Annotated in this window: 10 protein-coding genes; 5 read left to right on the top strand and 5 right to left on the bottom strand. The window is 65.0% G+C overall.

Annotated elements, in window-relative coordinates:
* The first annotated feature begins 134 nt into the window (after positions 1 to 134).
* Positions 135 to 11078, top strand: coding sequence for an autotransporter-associated beta strand repeat-containing protein (locus tag ACN9MB_RS18900; RefSeq protein WP_426269893.1), 10944 nt, complete (start codon positions 135 to 137; stop codon positions 11076 to 11078).
* Between the two features lie 41 nt (positions 11079 to 11119).
* Here the strand turns inward: ACN9MB_RS18900 and ACN9MB_RS18895 are convergent, their stop codons facing one another.
* Positions 11120 to 13174 (bottom strand): prolyl oligopeptidase family serine peptidase, encoded by a 2055-nt coding sequence (locus tag ACN9MB_RS18895; protein ID WP_426269892.1) that lies wholly within the window; start codon positions 13172 to 13174, stop codon positions 11120 to 11122.
* Positions 13175 to 13367: 193 nt separating this feature from the next.
* Here ACN9MB_RS18895 and ACN9MB_RS18890 point away from each other — a divergent pair, with 193 nt between their 5' ends.
* The 3 genes from ACN9MB_RS18890 to ACN9MB_RS18880 all read left to right on the top strand — a co-directional run bounded on the left by ACN9MB_RS18890 (position 13368) and on the right by ACN9MB_RS18880 (position 15266).
* Positions 13368 to 14276, top strand: coding sequence for a LysR family transcriptional regulator (locus tag ACN9MB_RS18890; RefSeq protein ID WP_426269891.1), 909 nt, complete (start codon positions 13368 to 13370; stop codon positions 14274 to 14276).
* A 63-nt stretch (positions 14277 to 14339) separates the two neighbouring features.
* Positions 14340 to 14870: a DUF3455 domain-containing protein gene (locus ACN9MB_RS18885; RefSeq protein WP_426269890.1), complete on the top strand. Its 531-nt coding sequence runs from the start codon at positions 14340 to 14342 to the stop codon at positions 14868 to 14870.
* A 102-nt stretch (positions 14871 to 14972) separates the two neighbouring features.
* Positions 14973 to 15266 carry a DUF6916 family protein gene (locus ACN9MB_RS18880; protein ID WP_204637389.1) on the top strand — a complete coding sequence of 98 codons (294 nt, stop codon included), beginning with the start codon at positions 14973 to 14975 and terminating at the stop codon, positions 15264 to 15266.
* On the opposite strand, the gene ACN9MB_RS18875 is transcribed toward ACN9MB_RS18880, so the two are convergent.
* Genes ACN9MB_RS18875 through ACN9MB_RS18860 form a run of 4 tightly spaced genes read right to left on the bottom strand, consistent with a single transcriptional unit; the run spans position 15259 to position 17433 of the window.
* Positions 15259 to 15813 (bottom strand): GNAT family N-acetyltransferase, encoded by a 555-nt coding sequence (locus ACN9MB_RS18875; RefSeq protein ID WP_426269889.1) that lies wholly within the window; start codon positions 15811 to 15813, stop codon positions 15259 to 15261. The two genes, ACN9MB_RS18880 and ACN9MB_RS18875, sit on opposite strands and share 8 nt — an antisense overlap.
* 2 nt (positions 15814 to 15815) lie before the next feature.
* Positions 15816 to 16349 (bottom strand): phage tail protein, encoded by a 534-nt coding sequence (locus tag ACN9MB_RS18870; RefSeq protein ID WP_204637192.1) that lies wholly within the window; start codon positions 16347 to 16349, stop codon positions 15816 to 15818.
* 34 nt (positions 16350 to 16383) lie between these two features.
* The gene (locus ACN9MB_RS18865) at positions 16384 to 16911 is read right to left on the bottom strand and encodes a phage tail protein (RefSeq protein WP_426269888.1); all 528 of its coding nucleotides are present in this window, start codon (positions 16909 to 16911) and stop codon (positions 16384 to 16386) included.
* Between the two features lie 15 nt (positions 16912 to 16926).
* Positions 16927 to 17433 carry a phage tail protein gene (locus tag ACN9MB_RS18860; protein ID WP_204637190.1) on the bottom strand — a complete coding sequence of 169 codons (507 nt, stop codon included), beginning with the start codon at positions 17431 to 17433 and terminating at the stop codon, positions 16927 to 16929.
* 302 nt (positions 17434 to 17735) lie between these two features.
* Here ACN9MB_RS18860 and ACN9MB_RS18855 point away from each other — a divergent pair, with 302 nt between their 5' ends.
* A complete protein-coding gene (locus ACN9MB_RS18855) occupies positions 17736 to 23282 on the top strand; it encodes a putative Ig domain-containing protein (RefSeq protein WP_426269887.1) in 5547 nt (1848 codons plus the stop codon).
* Positions 23283 to 23351: the final 69 nt, after the last annotated feature.

The following is a 23351-nucleotide window of genomic DNA, read 5'->3' as shown; positions in this document are numbered from 1 at the left end:
GGCCACCGCTCGACTTCGCTCTGTCTATCGGCGCGTTACGCGCCTTCTCACAGGCCTGGATTCGGCCTGAGTTTCTGGCGACCACGCGTCGCCGCACACATCTGCATCCGTTTGCACATCGACAGGGGAAAGTGATGAACCGGGTATTCCGCATCGTCTGGTCTACGGCCTTGAACGCGTGGGTAGTGGCTTCCGAACTCACCGGCAAGCACGGCAAGGGACGCGGATGTGCCGCGTCGGCGACGATCGACGAACGGTCATCACCTGTGCGCGCGTCGCAAAGCGGGTGGACGCTGCGCCTCGGCGTGCTGATGGGCCTGGCGTCGTTGTATGCGGCACCCACGATGGCAGCCGACAAGTACTGGGACGTCAATGGCGGTTCGGCCGGCAGCGGCGGCGTGGGTGTCTGGGATACCACATTGGCCAACTGGAATTCCGCCGCCGATGGCGTGGCCGGTCCCTTCACCGTGTGGAACAACGGGAGCCTCGACAACGCCATCTTCGCTGGCACCCCGGGCATCGTGACGCTGGGCACGGGTGTCACGGCGAACTCGGTCACCTTCAACGTGGCCGGGTACACGCTGCAGAACGGCACGCTGACCCTGGCCGGCACCACGCCCAGCGTCTCCGGTGCAGGCACGATCCTCTCGGTGATCGCCGGCAACGCAGGGCTCGCCAAGAATGGAGCTGGCCTATTGACGCTCGGTGGTGCCAACACGTTCACCGGCGGGATCGCCGTCAACGCGGGCACGTTGGCAGTGACCAGCGATGCCAACCTGGGTAATGCGAGCAACGGCATCAGCCTGGCAAACGGTACCGGACTCACCGCCACCGTTCCGACGGGCGGCACGGCACTGGCCGCCACCCGTGTGGTGACGGTCAACGGCACCGTCAACATCGGGGGTAATGGTGTTGGTGCGGCACGCTTCACGGGCGCCGGCAATCTGAATCTCGGCAGTGGCGTCACTTTGACCAACGCCGCCAACGATTACACCGGCGTCACGGGCTTCAACACTGGCGGCAACTACGGCTTCACCTCCATCGGCAACCTGGGTGAAGCCAGCTCGCTAGGTGCGCCTACCACCGTGGCGAACGGTACGGTGACCGTGGCATCCGGCGGCGGCTTGGCCGGCAGCCTTTACTATTCAGGCGACGGCGACGTCTCCAATCGAAACTGGTCGTTCATTGGCGGCAGCACGTCGCTCAGGAATACCGGCACCGGCACCCTGGATCTGAGCGGTACGATGGCCATGGCCGGCGGCACGACGGCGAGCCCCCAGGCTTTCGATGTCGAGACGGGCGACATGATCCTGCGCGGCGTCATCAGCGATGCGGTGGGACGTTCGGTTTTCTACACCGGCGTGGCGGGACGCAACATCACGCTGACCGGCGTGAATACCTACATCGGCCCCAGCCTCATCACCAACATCAACGTATACGCGTCGTCACTGACGGATTCCGGCACCGCCAGCTCTCTCGGTACCGGTGGGCACGGCAACATCACGCTGACCAACGGCAAGCTCTATTACACCGGTGGTACGACGTCGACGAACCGCTTCTATGCATTCGATGGCGCCAGCACCTTCGCCAACAACGGCACGGGCGGACTTTCGCTCACGGGCGGGGCCACCTTCGTGGCGGGTGGCACCGACTCGATCACGCTGGGCGGCACGTATGCGGGTACCAACATGTACGCCAGCGCCATCAGCGGCACCGGCAGCGTAGTTGTCAACAACAGCGGCAATTGGGTGTTGAGCGGCGCCAATACGTATGTGGGCACGACCACGGTGACCGCAGGCACGCTGACCGCCGGCAGCACGAGTGCCTTCGGCGCCTCGACGGGCGTGATCGTCAATGGCGGCACGCTGGATCTCAACAGCCTCGCCATCACCGTGCCGTCGCTGGCCGGCACGGGCGGCACGGTGAACCTGGGCAGCGGCTCACTCACGCTCAACGCCGCCTCGGGCAGCACCTCGTACGCGGGCAGCATCGGTGGTACCGGTGGCCTGACCAAGCTCGGTGCGGGCACGCAGACGCTCACCGGAGCCAATACCTACACCGGTGCCACCACCATCGGCGGCGGCACCTTGGCGCTGGACTACTCGGTCGCGGGTGCGCCGGTAAGCAACATCATCAACAGCAGTTCGACGCTCAACCTCGATGGCGGCACGCTGTCCCTCAAGGGCAAGGCCGGCGCCAACACGCAGGCGTTCAACGGACTCGATATCACCGGCGGCAACAACCGCATCAGCGCCACAGCCGGCACGGGCGGTACGTTGGCGCTCTCGCTGGGTGCGATCAATCGCAGCAGCGGCCTGATCGATTTCGCTTTCAACACCGGTGCCACCATCACCACCACCAACGCGGATGGCGCACTTGGTGGCTGGGCCACGGTCAATCAGTCGGACTATGCGCAGGTGGCCGGTGGCGTCATCACTGCCTTCACCAATTACGCGGACAAGGACGATGCGAGCACCTGGGTGAGCGGCGACATCGTCAGCGACGAAGGCGGCAATGCCAACACGCCGTACTTCGGTACGGTCAACGGCAATGTCGCGTTGGGCGGCATGAAGGTTGCGGCGGCGGCGACTTCCATCGTGACCGTCGGTACCGGCAATACGCTGAGCGTCGACGGCAGCATCATCGTGTCGCCGACCGCGGGCGCGGCCACCGAGACGATCCAGGGCGGCTCGTTGACCGGAGGCGCGGCGGGCAGTCCGCTGGGCGTGCTGCAGAACAGCGCGGGCAACTTCAATATCAGCTCGACCATCGTCGACAACGGCGGCGCCACCAGCTTTGCCGTGAACGGCCTGGGTACGGGCGCGGTGACGCTTTTTGGCGCCAACACCTATACCGGCTCGACCACGGTGAGCGGTGCCACGCTGGGCTTCAACAGCGTCGCCAATGGTGGCGCAGCGAGCGCCATCGGCGCCTCGTCCAACGATCCGGCCAACCTGGTGCTGGAGAACGGCACGCTGCACTACACCGGCGCGACCGCCAGCACCGATCGCGGCTTTACCTTGGTCAACAATGGCCCGTCGCGAACGATACAGGTCGACGGCACCACCGACCTCACCTTCAGCGGCCTGGTCACCAGCCCTGACGACGCCGGATTCACCAAGACCGGCGCGGGCACTTTGACGCTGTCCAATGGCGCCAACGATTTCGTTGGCCCGGTCACGGTCAGCAACGGTCTGCTGTCGACCGGCACGCTGGCCAACGGCGGCCTGGCAAGCGGTATCGGTGCGGGCAGCAATGCATCGAGCAGCCTGGTACTGCAGACCGGCGGTGGCCTGGAGTACACCGGCGCCACCACCTCGACCGATCGCGGCTTTACGCTTGCCGCCGGTCAAGGTCATGTGAGCGTCGACGCGGCGGCCACCACCTTGACCGATAGCGGCACCATTGTCGGCGCGGGCAATCTCTACAAGGATGGCGATGGCACCTTGGTGCTATCCGGCGCCAATACCTATACGGGTGGCACGACGGTCACGGACGGCATCCTCCGTGCCGGTTCCAGTACAGCCTTCGGCGCCAACGGCCCGATGACGGTCAATGCCGGAGCCACGCTGGATGCATCCACCTTCCCGGTCACCATTGGCGCGTTGAACGGCGCGGGCAATGTCACGCTGGGTGCGGGCAGCGGTCTGACCATCAATGGCAGCGGCACATGGTCGGGTGCCATCAGCGGCGTGGGCGGTGTAACGATCGGCAGCGGGCGCACCCAGATCATGACCGGTTGCGGCAACAGCTATACCGGCGCCACCACGATTTCGGCCAGCACGCTCAGCACCGATTGTCTGGCCAACGGCGGCCAGCCCAGTGGCGTCGGCGCTTCCAGCAACGCAGCCTCCAACTTCATGCTGGGCGGCACGTTCATCTATACCGGCACCAGCGTCTCCATCGATCGTGGCATCCAGCTGATCGCCAATTCCGCCATCAACGTCAGCAATGCCGGTACCACGCTGGGTTTCAGCGGCCCGATCGTGAACAACGGTCAGATCCAGAAGCAGGGAGCGGGTACGCTGGTGCTGAGCGGCACCAACAACAATATCGTCGGTACCTACGTTCGCGGCGGTATCTTGCGCGCCGGCACTACCAACGCGTTCGGCAGCGGCTACCTGGTGACGGACAACCTTGCCGGCCTGTCGGTCGACCTCAACGGCTTCAATACCCAGGCGAGCTATCTGGCGGGCGGCGGCACCGCGGGCGGCAACATCAATCTAGGCAGCGCGACGCTGACGGTCACCAGCGGAAGCGGTTTGGCTTCCACCGCTACCTATGCCGGTGCCATCACGGGCACGGGCAGCTTCGTCAAGAACGGTGCGAACATCCAATATCTCAGCGGTGGCGCCAGCACCTATACCGGCACCACCACCCTCGGCAGCATCTCTCCCACCACGGGCGCCACGATCTCCCCTGGAGGCACCCTCCAGGTAAACGTGCTTGCCGACGGCGGCATGGCCAGCTCCATTGGCGCTTCGAGCAATGCCGCCAGCAACCTCGTGCTCAACAACGGCACGCTGCAGTATCTGGGCGCGGGCAACACCACCGACCGCCTGTTTACGCTGGGACCGTCCAGTGCGCTGGATGCGTCCGGTACCGGTGCGGTGCAGTTCACCAATACCGGCGCGGTCGCGTTCAGCGGCCCCGTCAATTCGGCACAGGTCGTTGCGATTACCGGCACCAGCACCGACAACAACAGCCTGGCGCTGCAGATCACCGACAACGGCACTGGGAGTACCTCGGTCAGCAAGACCGGCACCGGCACCTGGATTCTGCGCAATGCGGCCAGCACGTACAGTGGCGTCACCACCATCTCGGGCGGCGTGCTTGGCGTCGACCATCTCACCAACGGCGGCCAGGCCAGCAGTATCGGCGCGTCGTCGAATGCGGCGTCCAACCTGGTGATCGGCAACGGTGCGACCTTGCGCTACACCGGCACGGGCGACACCACCGACCGCCTGTTCACTCTGTCGGCGGGCACCAGCGTGATCGAGTCGTCCGGCACGGGCGCCATCGTGTTCAGCAACACCGGGCAAGCGGCGTATGCGGGCAACGGCACGCGCACGCTGGGCCTGGGTGGCACCAACACCGGCAACAACACCATGGGCGGCACCATTGTCGACGGCCCGGGTGGTGTCACCACCGTGGGCAAGAACGACGCTGGCACCTGGCTGCTGACCGGCAATAACACCTATACCGGCAACACCGTGATCAATACCGGTCTGCTGCAGATCGGCAACGGCGGCACCACGGGTTCCATCGCCAGCCCCACCGTCATCGTCGATACCGCCGGCACCCTGGGCTTCGATCGCTCCGACACGATGACGCTGGCCGGCACCATCTCCGGCGCGGGCAACGTGGTGCAGTCGGGCTCGGGTACCACGGTGCTGACGGCCACCAATATCTACACGGGCGGCACGGCGATCACCGCGGGCACGCTGCAGCTGGGCAATGGCGGTGCGAACGGCACCATCGTCGGCAACGTGGCCGACAACGGCACGCTGGCCTTCAACCGTTCGGACGTCTATACGTTTGGCGGGGTCGTGTCCGGCACCGGTGGCGTGACCCAGCTCGGCAGCGGCACGACCGTGCTCAATGCGTCGAACAGCTACACGGGTGCGACGAACGTACAAGCGGGTACGCTGCTGATCGACGGTGATCAGTCCGCCGCCACTGGCACCACCACGGTACAGAGCGGTGGCACGCTCGGTGGCGCCGGCACCATCGGCGGCAGCGTGACCGTGATGAATGGCGGTGCGCTCAACCCGGGCGACACCAGCGCGACGGGCACGCTCACCATCAATGGCGGTCTCACGCTGGGTGCCACCTCGACCCTGAACTATCAGTTCGGTCAACCCAACGTGGTCGGCGGCGCGCTCAATGACCTCACCGTGGTGCACGGTAACCTTGCACTGAACGGCACGCTCAACGTGTCCGCCACGCCGGGCGGCAGCTTCGGCCCGGGCCTGTATCGCATCATCAGCTACGACGGCACGCTCAGCGGCAACGGCTTGACGTTGGGCACGACGCCGGCCGGCACGTACCAGGTGCAGACATCGGTCGCGAATCAGGTCAACCTGCTCAACAGCAGCGGGCTGACGCTGAATTTCTGGGACGGCCCGACTGGCCACGCGAACAACACCATCGACGGTGGCACCGGTGTCTGGCAGGGCACCGGCGGCAACAACAACTGGGCCGACCAGACGGGTCAGTTCAATGCGCCCTATACCGATGGCGAGTTCAGCATCTTCATGGGCACGCCGGGCACGGTCACGGTGGACAACACCGTGGGCACCGTGCACAGCTCCGGCATGCAGTTCGCGGTGAATGGCTATACCGTCACGGGTAGCCCGATCACCCTCGTCACCGGACAGGATGTGATCCGTGTGGGCGATGGCACCGCTGCAGGTGCCAACATGACGGCGACCATCGGCGCCTCGATGATCGGCACCAACGTCCAATTGGTGAAGGAAGATCTCGGCACGCTGGTGCTTACCAACAGCAACGCCTTCACCGGCAATTTCGCGATCAATGCCGGTGTGGTGCAGGTCACCAACAATTCCTTCCTTGGCGGTGCCGCGGCCACGCTCAGCTTCGACGGCGGCACGCTGCGCAATACGGCCGCGTTCACGCTCGCTCGCACCACCACGATCAACCAGGGCGGTGCAACGTTCGATACGGAAGCCGACTTGTCTGCTCCGCGCACGATCTCCGGCGCCGGTGCGCTTATCAAGACCGGTGCTGGCGCGCTGACCCTGGCAGGCACCAACACGTATGCCGGCGGCACCACCATCGATGCCGGCAGCATCATCGTTTCCAGTGATGCGAATCTTGGCAACGCGAGCGGCGCGCTCACCTTCAATAGCGGTGTGCTGGAGAACACGGCGGCCTTCACCTCCAGCCGCGCCGTGACGTTGAACAGTCCGGGCGGCAGCTTGCTGACCGATGCCGATCTCACGCTCACCGGCGCCATCGGCGGCGCCGGCGCGCTGACCAAGAACGGCAACGGCGCACTCGTGCTCACCGCGGACAACAACTACACCGGCGGCACGGTCCTCCAGGCAGGCACGCTGCAATTGGGTAACGGCGGCACCAGCGGTTCCATCCAGGGCAACATCGCCAACAGCGGCACGCTGGTGTTCGATCGTTCCGACAGCGTGGCATTCACGGGTGCCATTTCCGGCACCGGCGCGCTGGAACAGCAAGGCACGGGCACCACCGTGCTCAGCGCCGCCAACAGCTACACCGGTCCGACGGCAGTGCGCGCGGGCAGCCTGATCATCAATGGCGATCAGTCGGCCGCCACGGGCACCACCTCGGTCGACAGCGGCGGCACCTTGGGCGGCAAGGGCATCATCGGCGGCGATGTGACGGTGGCCGATGGCGGCACGCTGAGTCCGGGCGACGTCGGCAGCGCGCCGGGCACGCTGACGGTCAAGGGCAGCGTGGCCTTGAGCGACACCTCCAACCTCAACGTCAACATGGGCCAGGCGAACGTGGTGGGCGGTCCGCTCAACGACCTGGTGCAGGTCAACGGCGACCTCACGCTCGACGGCACGCTCAATGTCTCGGTGTCCTCGGGCGGCACCTTCGATCCGGGCATCTACCGGATCATCGGCTACACCGGTGCGCTGACCGACAACGGCCTCACCATCGGCTCGGTGCCGTCGCCCGATTACTTCCTGCAGACCTCGATCGCGCAGCAGGTGAACCTGGTCAACACCAACGGCTTGGCGGTGAATTTCTGGGACGGCAACGGTGCGCGCGGCGACGGCCAGGTGCAGGGCGGCGATGGCCTGTGGCAGAACGCGGCCGGTAACGACAACTGGACGGTGATCGACGGCAGCCTCAATGCGCCCTACCAGGACAGCAGCTTCGCCATCTTTGCCGGCGCCGCCGGCACGGTGACGGTGGATGCCAGCCTGGGTGCCATCAACAGCAACGGCATGCAGTTCGCCACCGACGGCTACCGCGTCGAAGGCGATGCGATTGCGCTGGTCGGTTCCGCTCCGGTGATCCGCGTGGGCGACGGCACCACGGCCGGTGCGGGCATGACCGCGACGATCGCCTCGGTACTGACCGGCAGCAACGGCATGACCAAGTCCGATCTCGGTACGCTGGTGCTGGCCGGCAACAACACCTATACCGGCGGCACCACGATTACCGGCGGCACGCTGCAGTTGGGCGAAGGCGGCACCAGCGGTTCGATTCTGGGCGACGTGGTCGACAACGGCACGCTGGCGTTCGATCGTTCGGACGTCCAAACGTTTGGCGGGGCGATTTCCGGCAGCGGCGGCGTCACGCAAATGGGCAGCGGCACCACCACGCTCACCAGCGCCAACACGTACACCGGCGCCACCACGGTGTCGGGCGGCACGCTGTTGATCGAGGGCGACCAGACCGCCGCCACCGGTGCGACCACCGTCATGAGCGGCGGCACGCTGGGCGGCTCGGGCACGATCGGTGGCGATGTGACGGTGGCCAACGGCGGCACGCTCAGCCCGGGTAATTCGCCGGGCACGCTGACCGTCAACGGCAACCTCATCTTGAACGCGGGTGCTTTGGTCGACTATCAGCTGGGCCAGGCCGCTACCGTGGGTGGCAGCCTCAACGACCTCACCGTGGTGCACGGCAACCTCACGCTGGACGGCACGCTCAACGTGACCACCACGCCGGGCGGCACGTTCGGCGCGGGTGTGTATCGCCTGTTCAACTACGACGGCACGCTGACCGACAACGGCCTGGCGATCGGCAGCTCGCCGAGCACGAACGTGTTCGTGCAGACCTCGCTCGCCAACCAGGTGAATCTGGTCAACACCGATGGCCTGACGCTCAGTTTCTGGGACGGTCCGGGACACGCGAACGACGGGGCGATCACCGGCGGCACCGGCACCTGGCGCCTCAGCGACAACGACTACTGGACCGACGCCACCGGCGCGCTCAACGCGCCGTACACCAACGGCAGTTTTGCGGTCTTCGGCGGCACCGGCGGCACGGTGACGGTGGACAACACGAACGGCCAGGTGAGTGCCTCGGGCCTGCAGTTCCAGGCCGACGGCTATCGCGTGACCGGCGACGCCATCGCACTGGCGGGCGGCGCATCCACCATTCGCGTGGGCGATGGCACCGCGGCGGGCGCGAGCATGACGGCCACCATCGATGCTGCTCTCACCGGCGCCAGCATGCTGGTGAAGGACGATCTGGGCACGCTGGTGCTCACCGGTGCCAACACCTATAGCGGCGGCACCGACGTGCACGCCGGCACGCTGCAGGTGGCCAACGACGGCAACCTGGGTCTCGCGGCGGGCAGTCTGTCCATCGACGATGCCACGCTGCACACCACCGGCAGTTTCGTCAGCACTCGCACGGTCGGTCTGGGGGGCGCCGCCACCATCGATACGGATGATGGCACCACGCTGCAGCTGAGCAACGGCATCGGTGGCACCGGCAGTCTCACCAAGACCGGCACTGGCACGCTGACGCTGGGTGGTACGTCCACGTATGGCGGCGACACCACCGTCGCCGCCGGTACGCTCAGCGCGGCCGTGGCCAATGCGTTCAATGCCGCCTCCGCGACGACCGTGCAGAGCGGCGCCACGCTGGATCTGGGCGGCTTCGCACAGCGCACCGGGGCACTCACCAACGCCGGCACGGTGAACTTCGGCCAAACACCGGGCACCAGCCTGACCGTGCAGGGCGATTACGCCGGTCAGGGCGGCACGCTCAACTTCAACACCGCATTGGGCGGCGACGGCTCGGCCACCGACATGCTGGTGGTCACCGGCAACACCTCAGGCAACACCACGATACAGGTGACCAACGTGGGCGGCGCCGGTGCAGCGACCACGCAGGGCATCAAGCTCATCGACGTGCAGGGCGCCTCCAACGGCACCTTTGCCCTGAAGGGCAACTACGTGTTCCAGGGCCAGCAGGCGGTGGTGGCCGGTGCGTATGCCTATCGCCTCTACCAGAACGGCGTCGATGGTACGGACGGCGACTGGTACCTGCGCTCGGCGTTGACCAATCCGCCGTCCGATCCGGGCAATCCCGGCAACCCGGGCAATCCGGGTGGTCCGGGCTCGGGCACGGGTGGTGCGACGCCGCTGTATCAGCCGGGCGTGCCGCTGTACGAAGCCTATGCCGGCATCCTGCAGCAGGCGAACACGCTCGACACGCTGTTCCAGCGCACCGGCGATCGCCAGTGGGCCGATGCGCAGGCCGCCGATGGCATGAAGCCGGGCGAAGGCGTGTGGGTGCGTGTGCAGGGCGGCGATCAGGACATCAAACCCGAATCGAGCACCAGCGGCACGCGCTACGACATGTCCAACTGGAAGTCGGAAGTGGGCATCGACACCACGCTGTCGGACAACGGGGGCGGCAAGCTGGTCGGCAGCGCCTCGCTGCATTCGGATCACTACAACTCCGACGTGAGCTCGGCCTATGGCGATGGCCGCATCAACACCCGTGCCTACGGCGTGGGCGCGGCGTTGACCTGGTACGCCGACAACGGCCTGTACGTGGACGGCCAGGCGCGCTGGACGCATCTGGATTCGGATCTGCACTCCAACACGCTGGGCAAGGCCGAGGACGACAACAAGGCCACCGGCTACGCCGCCGGCGTGGAAGTCGGCCAACGCTTCCGCCTGAGCGATGCATGGTCGATGGTGCCGCAAGCCCAGTTGAGCTGGGGCAAGGCATCGTTCGACGGCTTCAACGATGCATTCGGCGCACGCGTCTCGCAGCAGGACGGCAACGCCGCCTCGGCACGCGCCGGCACCACCTTCGACTACCTGAGCACGCATCAGGGTGCCTCCGGCGCGGTGGTGACGCATTTCTACGCCATCGCCAACGTCTACGACTACTTCACGGACGCGGCGCAGGTGAACGTCTCCGGCACCGATTTCACCACGCGCAACGAGCGCTGGTGGGGCGGCCTGGGCGTCGGTGGCGCGATCGATTGGGCGGGTGGCCGCTACTCGATCTACGGCGAAGTGCAGGCGCAGACCGGGCTGTCGCACTTCGGCGATTCGCATGCGGTGAATGGCAGCGTGGGTTTCCGCATGCGCTGGTAACGCGGTACGGCAAACGAGCCCGCTCGATCGAGCGGGCTCGTTCATTCGCTCGCTTGCGCATGCCTGCGCGTGTACTTGTCCATCCAGGCGAAGGCCTGCTCGTACCAGGCGATGCTGTTGCCTGGTTTCAATATCCAGTGTCCCTCGTCGGGAAAGTCCAGCAGGCGCGAGGGAACATGGCGTAATTGCAGCGCGGTGAAGGCCGCAATGGCCTGGGTCGGCGGGCTGCGGAAATCCTCTTCGCCGGTGACCACGAGCATCGGTGTCTTCCACTGGCCGACGCTGTTGACGGGATTCCACTTCTCGAATTCCCCGGGCGCCTGGAAGTATGGCTGATCGCCAAAATCCCATTCGTCGGCGCGTAGTTCATCGGTCTCGAAAGTCATCGCTCGCGTGTCGAACACGCCATCGTCTTCGATCAGGCACTTGAACCGGTCGGGCCAGTGGCCTTCGATCCAGTTCATCATGTAGCCGCCATACGAGCCGCCCGTTGCACACACGTCGTTGCCATCGAGAAAAGGAAAGCGCGCGATGGCTGCCGCGAGTCCGAGTTGGAGATCGGTGAGCGGCTTGCCACCCCAGTCGCGATGGACCGAGTCGGTGAACGCCTGACCGTAGCCGGTACTGCCGTGGAAATCGATCGACACCACGGCAAAGCCATGCCCCGCCCAGGCCGCTGCGTTTTGTTGATACGACCAGCCGTCGCGTTGGCTGTTCTGCGGGCCGCCGTGCACGATCAGGATCACGGGCGCCTTGGCTTGCGCTGCAAGATCCGCCGGGCGCAGCGCAAAGCCCGAGACCGTATCGCCCCCGGCGCCTGCAAAAGAAAAGCGCGTCGTGGTGGGCCAGTCGACGCCCGCGAGCGTCGCTGCATTGACGGCAGTCAAGCGCGTCACGAGGCCGTCTGCACCGAGCCTCCAGAGATCGGGCGGCGCGACCAGAGTGTCCAGCGAATAGACGACGCCACCCTGAGGCAGCGGCAGCACCGTGCCGACATGGCCTTGCGTGGTCATCCGATGCACGGAGCCATCCGCGATGTCGATGCGGAACAGCGGATGATCGAGTCGTTCGTCGGCCGTGACATAGAGCGCCGTCGAATCGGCGGTCCAGTGCAGCTGGTCGATGGAGCGATCCCAATCCGCGGTCAATGCGCGCGTCCTGCCGCTGGCCAGATCGCGCAGCATCAGCTGCTTGCGATCGGAGTCGTAGCCTGAGCGCGTGGTCGCGGCCCACGCGAGCCAGCGTCCATTGGGCGATACGGCAGGGAGTGTGTCGATGGCGTTGTTTGCCGGCGTCAGATTGACAGGTGCCGTCGACCCATCGGCAGGCACGGCGAACAGGTCGAAGTTGATCGACAGTGGCTCGATCCGTCCCGCCTCGCGCAGCGTGAAGTAAACGGTGCGGCCGTCCGCACTCCATGCGATCTCCTCGCCGCCACCGAAGGGCTTCGACGGGGTATCGCCCACCAGTGGTCCTTCGATGGCTCGTCCTGCGCCAGGCGCGCGACCGTGGGCGAGTGGCAGCACGAACAGTTGCGATCGCCGTCCATCGGCCCAGCGATCCCAATGATGCACGAATAGCTGGTCGTAGATGCGCGGTCCGGCCTGCTTGTCGTCGTGGCGAGTGCCGGTGTCGTCGAGCGAGCGTGCGCCAACCGGTTTATCGGCCCACACCAGTAGGGCGTTGCCCTGGGGCGAAAGTTTGAAGCCCGCGAGGTCGTGGTCATCGGTCACTTGCGCGGGTGCATGTCCATCCATCGTTGCGCGCCACACCGTGGCAGGGGCGTCCTTGCGTGAGGACAGGAAATACAACGCACCATCGCTGCCGAATTGCGGAGCGCTATCGTCGGCGCCGGCACGTATGGCGAATCGTTCGGGACCAGCGCCGCGATCTTGCAGATCGAGCCGCCACAGACCTTCATGGCTGGTGTTGCCGGCGAGATCGATCTCGCGTTGATCCCACACCAGCCAATGACCATCCGCAGACACCGTAGGCGTGCCGATGCGCGCCAGCGACACCAGGTCCTTCGGCGTGAACGGTCGGGCAAACACGGGCATGACGAAGCAGGCGGCAAGCAACATCGCGAGTCTTGCCATCCGCGCGCTGCTGCAGGTTCTTTCGAACGAGCGATACGGCCTTGTCGGGCCCGGATGTAACCGCAGCAGCGTGAGCCGCGAAAAGGAGAATGCGCGAGACATCGGAGATCCTGCAGGGCGAGCCGTCACGCTAGCAGTGTTCTGATAAGCTCGATATTTAGCCTGGCTATATTTGCGACTAAGGCGAAACTTAATGTTGACCTCCGTCGACATCGAATTTTTCGCGGTCATCGCCGAATCGTCGTCGCTGGCCGCCGCCGCGCGCCGGCTCGATGTGACGCCGCCGGCGGTATCGCAGCGATTGCGTCAGCTGGAATCGCGCATGGGTGTGCGGCTGGTCGATCGCTCCAGCAAGCAACTCAATCTCACGCCTGAAGGCGAGCTGCTGGCGGCGCGAGGAGCCGGCGTGCTGAGCGACATCGAAGTGATCTCGGCCGCGCTCTCGAAGAGTCGAAACAGCGTGAGCGGCCCTTTGCGCGTGGCTGCGCCCTTCGGCTTCGGCCGCGCCCATGTCGCGCCGGCGATGGCGGCGATGAAGCAACGTTTTCCCGACGTGGAACTCGTACTCAACCTGTTCGACAACCCCTTGGGCAGCGTGCGCAGCGACAGCTGGGATGTGCTTGTGCACCTCGGCGCACCGCCGGACTCGACCTTCCGGCTGCGGCGTCTCGCACCGAACCGTCGCCTGCTCTGCGCGGCACCCGATTATCTGGAGCGTCACGGCGAGCCTTTGCATCCCGACGACCTGCGTCGTCACGTCTGCGGTGTCATCCGCGAAGACGAGAAAGACGTCAGCCTCTGGCGCTTCACTCTCGCGCGGAGCGAATCGCCGACCGTTCGCATTCGGCCGGCCTTCGCCAGCAACGACGGCGACGTGGTCACCGCGTGGGCGCTGGCGGGCCTGGGCATCGTCGAGCGCTCGGAATGGGCCGTCGCCGACGATCTGCGCACCGGGCGCCTCATCGAAGTTCTGCCGGACTGGCGACTCGCCGATGCGGATGTCGTGGCGTTGCTCGGGCCGCGCGAAGGACGCGCGGTTCGCGTGGATCATTTCGTCGATACGCTGAGAGAAGCACTCACCCCGACGCCGTGGCGAAGCTAGCCTGGCGCTCGTCTTGCCGTCACACATCGCTTGTAAGTTACGACATAAACCAGGACAAAAGACATGCTCGCAAAAACTCGAATCGGCTGGTTGGCGGCCGCGCTATGTTCCATCGTGGGTATCCATGCATCGCACGCACAAGAGGCTGTGCCAAGCGCGCTGCAGCCTCCCGCCGGCTACACCGTTGCGTTCACTGCCAAGGCCAGCGGCGTGCAGATCTACAAGAGCACGGCGGAAAACGGGGCGGTGCCGAAGTGGACCTTCGAGGCGCCGCTGGCGGAATTGAGCGCTCCCGCGCATGCGATCCATCACTATGCCGGCCCATCATGGGAAGCGGCCGACGGCAGCAAGATCGTGCGCGACACGAATACGCCGGTCGCCACGGTTCCTGCAAAACAGGCCGCTACCGATATTCCATGGTTGCTGATCAAAGTGACGGCCGACTCAATGCCGGGCCTCTTGAGCAAGATAGGGTACGTCCAGCGCGTCTCGACCAGCGGCGGAGCCGCACCGGCCACGCCACCGGTACGCGAGGGAACAACGGTGGGCGTTCCCTATACCGCGACCTATGTGTTCTACGCGAAATCGCACTGACGTTCGGACGGCTCAATACTTTGCAATCAGCCTCGGGCCGCGGGCGAGCGTGTGTTGAAAGCCGTCCACGGCTCGGGCATGCTCGCCGGTCAGGGGGATGTCATGCAGTTCTTTCAATTGAGCCATTTCGCCGGTCACCTCAACGAAACGTTCAAGGTCGACATCGATCAGATCAGCACGTCGTTTGTGCTGGTGGAAGCGCGGCCGCTTCCTTATCGTCCGACGGCAGGGATGGTACGCGAACCGTTTTCCCTGCTGTTTCGCAACGAAGCGGCGGTGGTATTCCCGCAGCGCATTTACAGCATACGGCACGACAGTCTCGGCGAGTTCGGCATCTTTCTGGTGCCGATTGCCCGCGATCGCGACGGCTTTATCTATCAGGCCTTGTTCAACTGAGCGAGGCGTTCGGCGGCGTCCAGGCCATGCTCACATGCATGCCGTGGATTTCACGGGCTTGGAAACCAAGGCGCCGATAAAGCTGGTGCGCCGCGGTATTGTGCTGCAGCACTTGCAACGCGAGTGACGCCACGCCGGCTTGCGGCAGCAACGATTGCAACCAGCGCAGCAGCGTCGAACCGATGCCTTGTCCCTGTGCGTCCGGCAGCAACAGGATATCGACGATGTGCAATTCGGTAGGCGTCCATTGCAGGTACAAGCGTCCCACCGCTCGATCATCGCGCATCACCACGGTGAATGCGCCGGGCATCGTGTAGCTCAGATAGTGACGGTGCTGCAGATCGAACTGGCTGTCGCAGAACGCGCGCTTGGCCTGCTCCGGCCATGGCATGCATGCCAGTTCGGCGGCACGCGAGGAGGTGTACAGCTCACGCAGAAAGGGTAGGTCGTCAGCGCGCGCCAGCCTGAGCTGGAGCCCGGACGCAATGCGTCCGGGCAGGTCCAGCCAAGGCGGAAGCGCTGGCTCGGGAAAGCCCTGCGCCTCCATGCTTACGGCCGCTGCGGAAACTGTCCCGACAAGGCAATGCAGAAATTCATCGCCAGGAAGGGCTGCCGGTTTTCATGCGGCAGCGAGCCACCGGCGGGTTGCACCATCTGCATGGCAAATGAACCCGTTGGCGAGGTGCCGCCTATGTACGGGGTGATTTCAGCCGGCAACGTCAGCGCACTGCCGGTCGCCGGCGCGCTTTGGCGCTTGGACGTGTCGGTCTGGTTGTAGGCGTTGAATGGATGCGTATGGGTCGGTATTTCCAGGGGATTCAGGGTGACGGTCTCGGAACCGAAGGTCTCACCGATGACTCGTTCCGTTAGGCCCGGACCGCTACCCACGCCACAGGCTGCCGAGCCTTGGAAGTTCGGCAAACCGAAGGTGGTTTTGCCATCGCCGCCGAAATTGGTGCCAAGCAGGGAAAACAGCGCGGTGTTTTGCGAGATGGGAAGGAGCTGGCCGTTGCACGGCGCCCAATTGGCCGGATTGAAGCCGAAGGCAAAGAGCTGGATTTCGCCGAGAAAGTTATTGCTCATGATGCGTTGTCCTGAAAGTGATGGCGACGCGCCGTTACGACTGACTGGGGAAGACGCCTGCCAGCGCAATGCAAAAGCGAACGGCGAGCGTCGGCATCGTGTTGTCGTGCGCCTGGTTGCCACCCGTCGTACTGAGCATGCTTGTGGCCGCAGGGTGTGCGGTCAGGCCGGTAATGTCGCTGGTGTACATCGTGTCGCCGCTGATGGTGCCCAGCTCAGCCGTGCCCGATGGAGCGCCCGTGCTGGCGGGGGCGCTGGTGGCCTGTACCGTATGCGTGTGCGCGGGCAGGTTCCCCGAGATCAGGGTGACCGCTTCCGTGCCGGCTATTTGGCCTAGTACGTAAGAACTAAGCCCTCGGCCCGTGCCGCGATGAATGGGCAAGCGGCCGCGCAGGTCGGGTACTGCGAACGTGCTGACTCCATCACCGCCGTAGGTGGTGCCGAGCAAGACGTACAGCGCTTCGTTTTCCGCGATGGACAGCAAGCTGCCATCGCAGTCCTGCCAGCCCACCGGTGCAAAGTTGAACGGCAGCAGGCGAATTTCGCCAAGGTAAGGTTGCATGTGTCGATCTCCGACTCAGGGGCGCGGCGGGTAGATGCCGCTCAGCGCGATGCAGAAATTCAGCACCGAAAACGGCTGAAGATTGGAATGCGGCACGCCTTGTCCGGTGGCACCGGCGGTGTTGGCGTTGAGCGTCACCTGCGAACCGGTGGCTGCCGCGTAAATCGAGGTGGCACCGGTATTGCCGTAGAGTGCATTGGCCGGGTTGCGCACGGCACCATTCTGCGTGCTGTAGCCGGCGGTGTGCACGTGCGACGGAATCTGGTTGGTCTGCAGGGTCACCGCTTCCTGGCCGCCGAGCTGGCCCAGGGTGTAGTTGTTGCCTATGCCATAAGGCGTACGTCCACGCAGATCGGGTAGTTGAAATGTGGTCTGGCCGTCGCCGCCATAGACGGTGCCAAGCAACGAAAAAAGCGCTTGGTTTTGATTGATGGCCATGAGGGCGCCGTCGCACTGCGCAAAGGTTCTTGGCGCAAACGCAAACGGAGCGAGCATGACTTGCCCCACGAAAACATCGGTCATTGGAAATCCCCCTGGTGAGTGTGCGAGCGCATCCTGTGGCCGCACCAATCTACTGTCTCTTAGTCAGAGAACCTTGACAAGTAACCTGTGACGAAGCTCACAATATTCAAGTCGATAACGTAAGCATTTATAGGTCGACGCTGATTGCAAAAAATCGCAACGCTGTTTAAGCGAAGGCGATGCTTCACTGCTTCACAGGGGCGGCTTGGGAATAAAGCCGTAGCAGTTCGAATGATTTGACGTTGAGCGCGAGTGCAGCACGCGTCATTGCTGTGCGCGTAGAACAGGGAGTCGGGGGAATCATGTCTCATCGCTTGCCGATGCAGCGCGCCGTGGCGCGCCTTTTGTCGTTGTCGCGTAGTGTTTTCAGCTGGCTGTTGGTGATGGCCTTGCTCGGGCTGATGCCGGATGCCGCGCGCGCCGCCTGCGGCACCATCACCGTGCCGGACGTCTCCAACACCACGCCGTCGACGTCGCCGATGGTGGCGAACACGTCGATTGCGATCAATATCGGCGATCAATGCGATGGGCTCGGTCTGAATCCGTACCCGCATGCGGGCACCACCAATCCGCAATACGGCACGGTTAGCGTGAACACGCTGTCGGGTGTCGTCACGTATACGAACAATGGCTCACAGTCGGCCGCCACTACCGACTCGTTCGTGGTGGAAGATTCCCTGGGCGAGCCATTCACCATCGTCGTGAACATTGCCGCATCCGCCAGCCAGATCAGTATCAGTCCAGCTTCGTTTCCCACGCTGCAAGTGGGTACCAGCTTCACTCAGGTGTTGAGCGCCTCTGGCGGAAACGGTACCTACACGTACGCGTTGACGGGCGGCTCCTTGCCCTCGGGCCTGAGCCTGAGCGGCAACACCATCAGCGGTACGCCGAACCAGGCGGGGTCGTATTCGTTCACCATCACGGCCACCGACGGCGCAGGCGTGTCGGGTCCGAAGTCGTATACGGCGGTGGTGCCCAATCCTTCGTCGGGCATCTCGGTGGCCACGCCACAGAATGCGGGGATCAATAGTCCATACAACTACCAGTTGCAGGCATCGGGGGCGCTTGCGCCTTTCACCTTCGCGTACAGCAGCGGTACCTTGCCGCCAGGCATCAACTTGGCGGCGGATGGCACGCTCAGCGGCACACCTACGTCGCTGGGTCCGTACAACTTCTCGGTCCTGGTCACCGACGGCAGCTCTACCCATTACTTCAAGGTGGTGCCGGTTACGTTGACGGTATTGAACCTGCCGCCCACCACCGGCCCGGTGTCGGCGACGGTCGCCTACAACAGCACCAACAATCCCGTGACGCTGAACATCACCGGCGCGTCGGCCACTTCGGTGGCGGTGGGAACGCAGGCCATGCACGGTACGGCCACGGCCAGTGGCACGTCGATCACCTATACGCCTACCGCGGGTTACGTAGGGAATGATTCGTTTACCTACACGGCAACCAATGGCGCGGGCACGTCCTCGCCGGTAGGCACGGTGACGGTCACGGTGAGTCAGCCAACCATCATCTACGCGCCGACTCAGCCGCCGCATCCCAGGGCAGGCGCGGCGTACAACCAATCCATCGCAGGTGCCAGCGGTGGCGCGACGCCCTACACCTACACGGTGTCTGCGGGCACCCTGCCTGCGGGCCTGACTTTGGCCGCCAACGGCACCATCAGCGGCACACCGACCGTCCAGGGTACGTTCACGGTGCAGGTCACGGCGAAGGACAGCTCCACCGGCACCGGGCCGGTCTCCTCGACGCCTGCCAACGTCACACTGGTCGTCGATAAGCCGGTCGTCACGATCACGCCTGCCACTCTGCCGAACGGCGCGGTCAACAGCGGCTACTCCCAGCAATTCACGCCAACGAACGGCACCGCGCCGTACATCTTCCCGAGCGCGAGCGGTTTGCCGGCGGGCGTGACCTTGTCGTCCAGTGGCTTGTTGAGCGGCACGCCGACGCAGGCAGGTACGTTCAACATCACCATCAACGTGAGCGACTCCACCACCGGTCCGAGCACTCCCTATACCACCGCGATTCCACTCACGCTGACGATCGCCGCGCCGACCATCACGGTGTCGCCGTCCAGCCTGGCCAACGCCACGGTGGGCACGGCGTATTCCCAGTCGATGTCCGCTTCCGGTGGCGTGGGTCCCTATAGCCTCTCCGTCACCGCTGGCGTGCTGCCTCCCGGCCTGACCTTGGCGCCTAGCGGCACGCTATCGGGCACGCCCACTACGGCGGGTGACTTCAGCTTCACCGTCACGGCCACCGACGCACAGAGTTTCACCGGCACGGGGAACTACACGGTGCATGTCGCGGCCATCGCGTCCGACGCGCCGACCGGCGTCAGCGCAACGGCTGGCGATACCCAGGCTTCCGTGAGTTTCACGGCGCCGGCAAACACCGGTGGCGCGCCGATCACCGGCTACACGGTCACCTCCAGCCCCGGCGGGCTCACCGGCTCGGGCGCGAGCAGCCCGATCGCCGTGACCGGATTGACCAACGGCACCGCGTATACCTTCACTGTGACCGCCACCAATGTGGTGGGCCCCGGTGCGCCATCGGCGGCGTCGAACGCCGTGACGCCGAGGGGCGGCCAGACCATCACCTTCAGCAATCCCGGCACGCAGAACTTCGGCACCACACCGACGCTGACAGCGAGCAGCACGTCCGGCTTGCCGGTGACGTTCACTTCGTCATCCACCGGCGTGTGTACGATCACCAGCGGTGGCGCACTGACCTTCGTCACGGCGGGCAGTTGCAGCATCCATGCCGACCAGGCAGGTAACGGCACCTTCAGCGCCGCGACTCAGGTCACGCAGGTCTTCGCCGTAGCGGCAGTCGCGCCCGGCGCGCCGACCATCGGCACCGCCACGGCGGGCAACACGCAGGCCAGCGTGTCGTTCACCGCGCCGGCAAACACCGGTGGCGCGGCGATCAGCACTTATACGGTGACGTCCAACCCCGGTGGACTTACCGGCACCGGCGCCAACGCTCCGATCACGGTGACCGGATTGACCAACGGCACGGCTTACACCTTTACCGTTACGGCGACGAATGGTTCCATCACCGGCGCTGCGTCGGGCGCGTCAAACAGCGTGACGCCGCAAGGTACGCAGACCATCAGTTTCGCCAATCCGGGCGCGCAGAATTTCGGTACGACGCCGACGCTGACGGCCACGGCGACCTCGGGCCTGCCCGTAACGTTTACTTCCGCCACCACCGCGGTATGTACGGTTACTGCAGGCGGCATACTGACGACGCTTGCACCGGGTACGTGCACGGTCAATGCCAACCAAGCCGGCAACCCTGCCTTCCTTGCCGCGTCGCAGGTGCAGCAGTCGTTCGCGATCGTGGTGCCGGGTGGCGCGGTATCGTTTGTTACGGCGTCGCCGCTGAGCGCTGTGACTGGCGGTTCGCCGTATTCGCAGACGATCACTGCTGTCGGTGGCGCAGCGCCGTACACCTTCAGTCTCACCGGTGGCAGTCTGCCCACGGGTCTGACGTTCTCGCCGGCAGGCGTGCTGTCGGGTACGCCCACCAGCGCGGGCACGTATAGCGTCACCCTGCACGTTGTCGACGCGGCCACGCAGACCGCTGACAAGACCTATCAGATCACGGTCAGTGCGCCAGGCATCGCGCTCACGCCGACCACGGTGCCGCAAGGCAAGGTAGGAGTGGCCTACACCTCGACGACGCTCTCGGCTTCGGGTGGTAATGCGCCGTATACGTATGCGTTGACCAGTGGCGCACTGCCGGCTGGCTTGAGCTTGAGTCCTGCAGGCGTGCTGTCCGGTTCTCCGACGGCAGCGGGTTCGTTCAACGTCACCGTGACGGTGACGGACCGTTTCGCTTTCCAGGGCTCGCAGGCGTACACCATCGCCATCGCGCAGCCGGTGCCGATCGCGGTGAACGATACGGCGAGCGCCAACGCGAACGGTTCGTCCACCATCCCAGTGACCGCCAACGACACCGGCCCGATCACCAGTATTACCGTCACTCAGCAGCCATCGCATGGCACGGCGACGGTGAACGGCTTGAACGTGGTGTACACGCCGGCGGCCAATTACTTTGGCACCGACACGCTCAACTACACGGCCACCGGCCCAGGCGGCACGTCGGCGCCGGCGACGGTGACCGTCACGGTGATTCCGGGTGCCGTGCCGGTCGCAGCGCCGCAGTCCGTCACGCTGCTGGCGGGCAAGACGGTGACCATCCATGCGGTGGCGGGTGCCACCAATGGGCCGTTCGTCAGCGCGGTTGTCACCACGGCACCTGCCTCGGGTACGGCGGTGGTGCAGGGTACGGACATCGTCTACACCGCGGCTGTCGATGCATCGGGAACGCTCGGCTTCGATTACACCGTGAGCAATCCGTTCGGTGCATCCAAGCCGGCGCACGTCACGCTCAACGTCAATCCGATGCCGGTGGCGCCGAACTTGAGCTCTACCGTGATCGCCGGCAGGACGGTGCAGGTGGATCTGACGGCCACCGCGCACGGCGGTCCCTTCACCGGCGCGAAGCTGGTGTCGATCTCGCCGTCGAACGCCGGTTCGGCGACCATCCAGTCCAATGCCAGCGGCTACGCGCTGTCCTTCACGGCGGCGGCAGGCTTCAGCGGATCGGCGCAGCTCAGCTATACGCTCAGCAATGCCTTTGCCGAATCGGCGCCGGGCACGATCAACGTGGCGGTGACACCGCGCAGCGATCCGTCGAAGAACGCCGAAGTGATCGGCGTGCTCGATGCGCAGGCCGATGCGGCACGCCGCATGGCCACGGGCCAGATCAGCAACTTCCAGCAGCGCCTGGAGAGCCTGCACGGCGGTGCCAATGCCAGCGGCTTCAGCAATGGCATCACCATGACCTCGGCCAGCAGCCTGCGCAATCCGCAGTCGCTGTCGGAGTTGGGTGAGCAGCAGGGCATGAATCGTTACCGCGTCCAGCCCGATGCAGGCGACACGCCGCAGGCGCCGCCGGCCACCACGTTGCAGGGCGGCGGACTGCCTGGCGGTGTAGCGGTGTGGACGGGCGGTGCCGTCAACTTCGGCAAGATGCAGACCGGCACCAGCGACAACGGCATCGACTTCACCACGTCCGGCCTAAGCATGGGCATCGACAAGGCCTTCAGCCGGGACTTCGCGGCGGGCTTCGGCGTGGGCTACGGCCACGACGTGTCCGATGTCGGCAAGAACGGCAGCCGCAGCGCGCTCGACAGCTACAACGTGGCGTTCTATGCCAGCTACCACCCGGCCAACTCGGTCTATGTCGACGCACTGGCGGGTTACCAGTGGCTGCAGTTCGATGCGCGCCGTTACGTCACCGATGACGGCAACACCGTGCATGGCAACCGCGATGGCACGCAGCTGTTCGGCTCGGTCTCGGTCGGTTACGAGCACCAGACCGACGACATGATGCTCACTCCCTACGGCCGCCTCGATATCGCCCGCGCGCATCTGGACGGCTATACGGAAAATGGCGACTCGGTGTACTCGCTGGCGTACCAGGGCCAGACGGTGAAAACCAGCACCGGCACGCTGGGCCTGCTGGCGCAGTGGACCTTCAAGGAAGACTACGGCGTGTGGTCGCCGCAGGCGCGCGCGGAGTTCGGGCATGACATGCAGGGCTCGAACCTGGTGACCATGCGCTACGCCGACCTGCTCAACGGTCCGCTGTACCAGACATCGCTGACCAACCAGTCGCGCAACCACACCATGCTTGGCGTCGGCGTCGCGCTGCAGTCGTTGCGCGGCTGGTTGTTGCGCATGGAGTACCAGAACTACCTGGACAACACGAGCAGCGGCAACCAGTCCATCCTGCTCGGCGTGGAAAAGAAGTTCGATCCGTAAGCGGCAAATGCGAGTCATGCTGCCGCCATGGCAGCATGACTGGCGACAAGCGCCGGAAGCCAGGCGACC

This window comes from Dyella kyungheensis, from assembly GCF_049913195.1.
In the GTDB taxonomy this organism is placed as follows: domain Bacteria; phylum Pseudomonadota; class Gammaproteobacteria; order Xanthomonadales; family Rhodanobacteraceae; genus Dyella; species Dyella kyungheensis.
This window is presented reverse-complemented; position numbering and strand designations above follow the sequence as displayed.

Bases quoted from the DNA above. Each gene is read 5' to 3' on its own strand.
- ACN9MB_RS18860 (WP_204637190.1), bottom strand. From the start codon at position 17,433: ATGACCGATGTTTTCGTGGGGCAAGTCATGCTCGCTCCGTTTGCGTTT.
- ACN9MB_RS18865 (WP_426269888.1), bottom strand. From the start codon at position 16,911: ATGCAACCTTACCTTGGCGAAATTCGCCTGCTGCCGTTCAACTTTGCA.
- ACN9MB_RS18855 (WP_426269887.1), top strand. From the start codon at position 17,736: ATGTCTCATCGCTTGCCGATGCAGCGCGCCGTGGCGCGCCTTTTGTCG.
- ACN9MB_RS18880 (WP_204637389.1), top strand. From the start codon at position 14,973: ATGCAGTTCTTTCAATTGAGCCATTTCGCCGGTCACCTCAACGAAACG.
- ACN9MB_RS18895 (WP_426269892.1), bottom strand. From the start codon at position 13,174: ATGGCAAGACTCGCGATGTTGCTTGCCGCCTGCTTCGTCATGCCCGTG.
- ACN9MB_RS18870 (WP_204637192.1), bottom strand. From the start codon at position 16,349: ATGAGCAATAACTTTCTCGGCGAAATCCAGCTCTTTGCCTTCGGCTTC.
- ACN9MB_RS18885 (WP_426269890.1), top strand. From the start codon at position 14,340: ATGCTCGCAAAAACTCGAATCGGCTGGTTGGCGGCCGCGCTATGTTCC.
- ACN9MB_RS18900 (WP_426269893.1), top strand. From the start codon at position 135: ATGAACCGGGTATTCCGCATCGTCTGGTCTACGGCCTTGAACGCGTGG.
- ACN9MB_RS18875 (WP_426269889.1), bottom strand. From the start codon at position 15,813: ATGGAGGCGCAGGGCTTTCCCGAGCCAGCGCTTCCGCCTTGGCTGGAC.
- ACN9MB_RS18890 (WP_426269891.1), top strand. From the start codon at position 13,368: ATGTTGACCTCCGTCGACATCGAATTTTTCGCGGTCATCGCCGAATCG.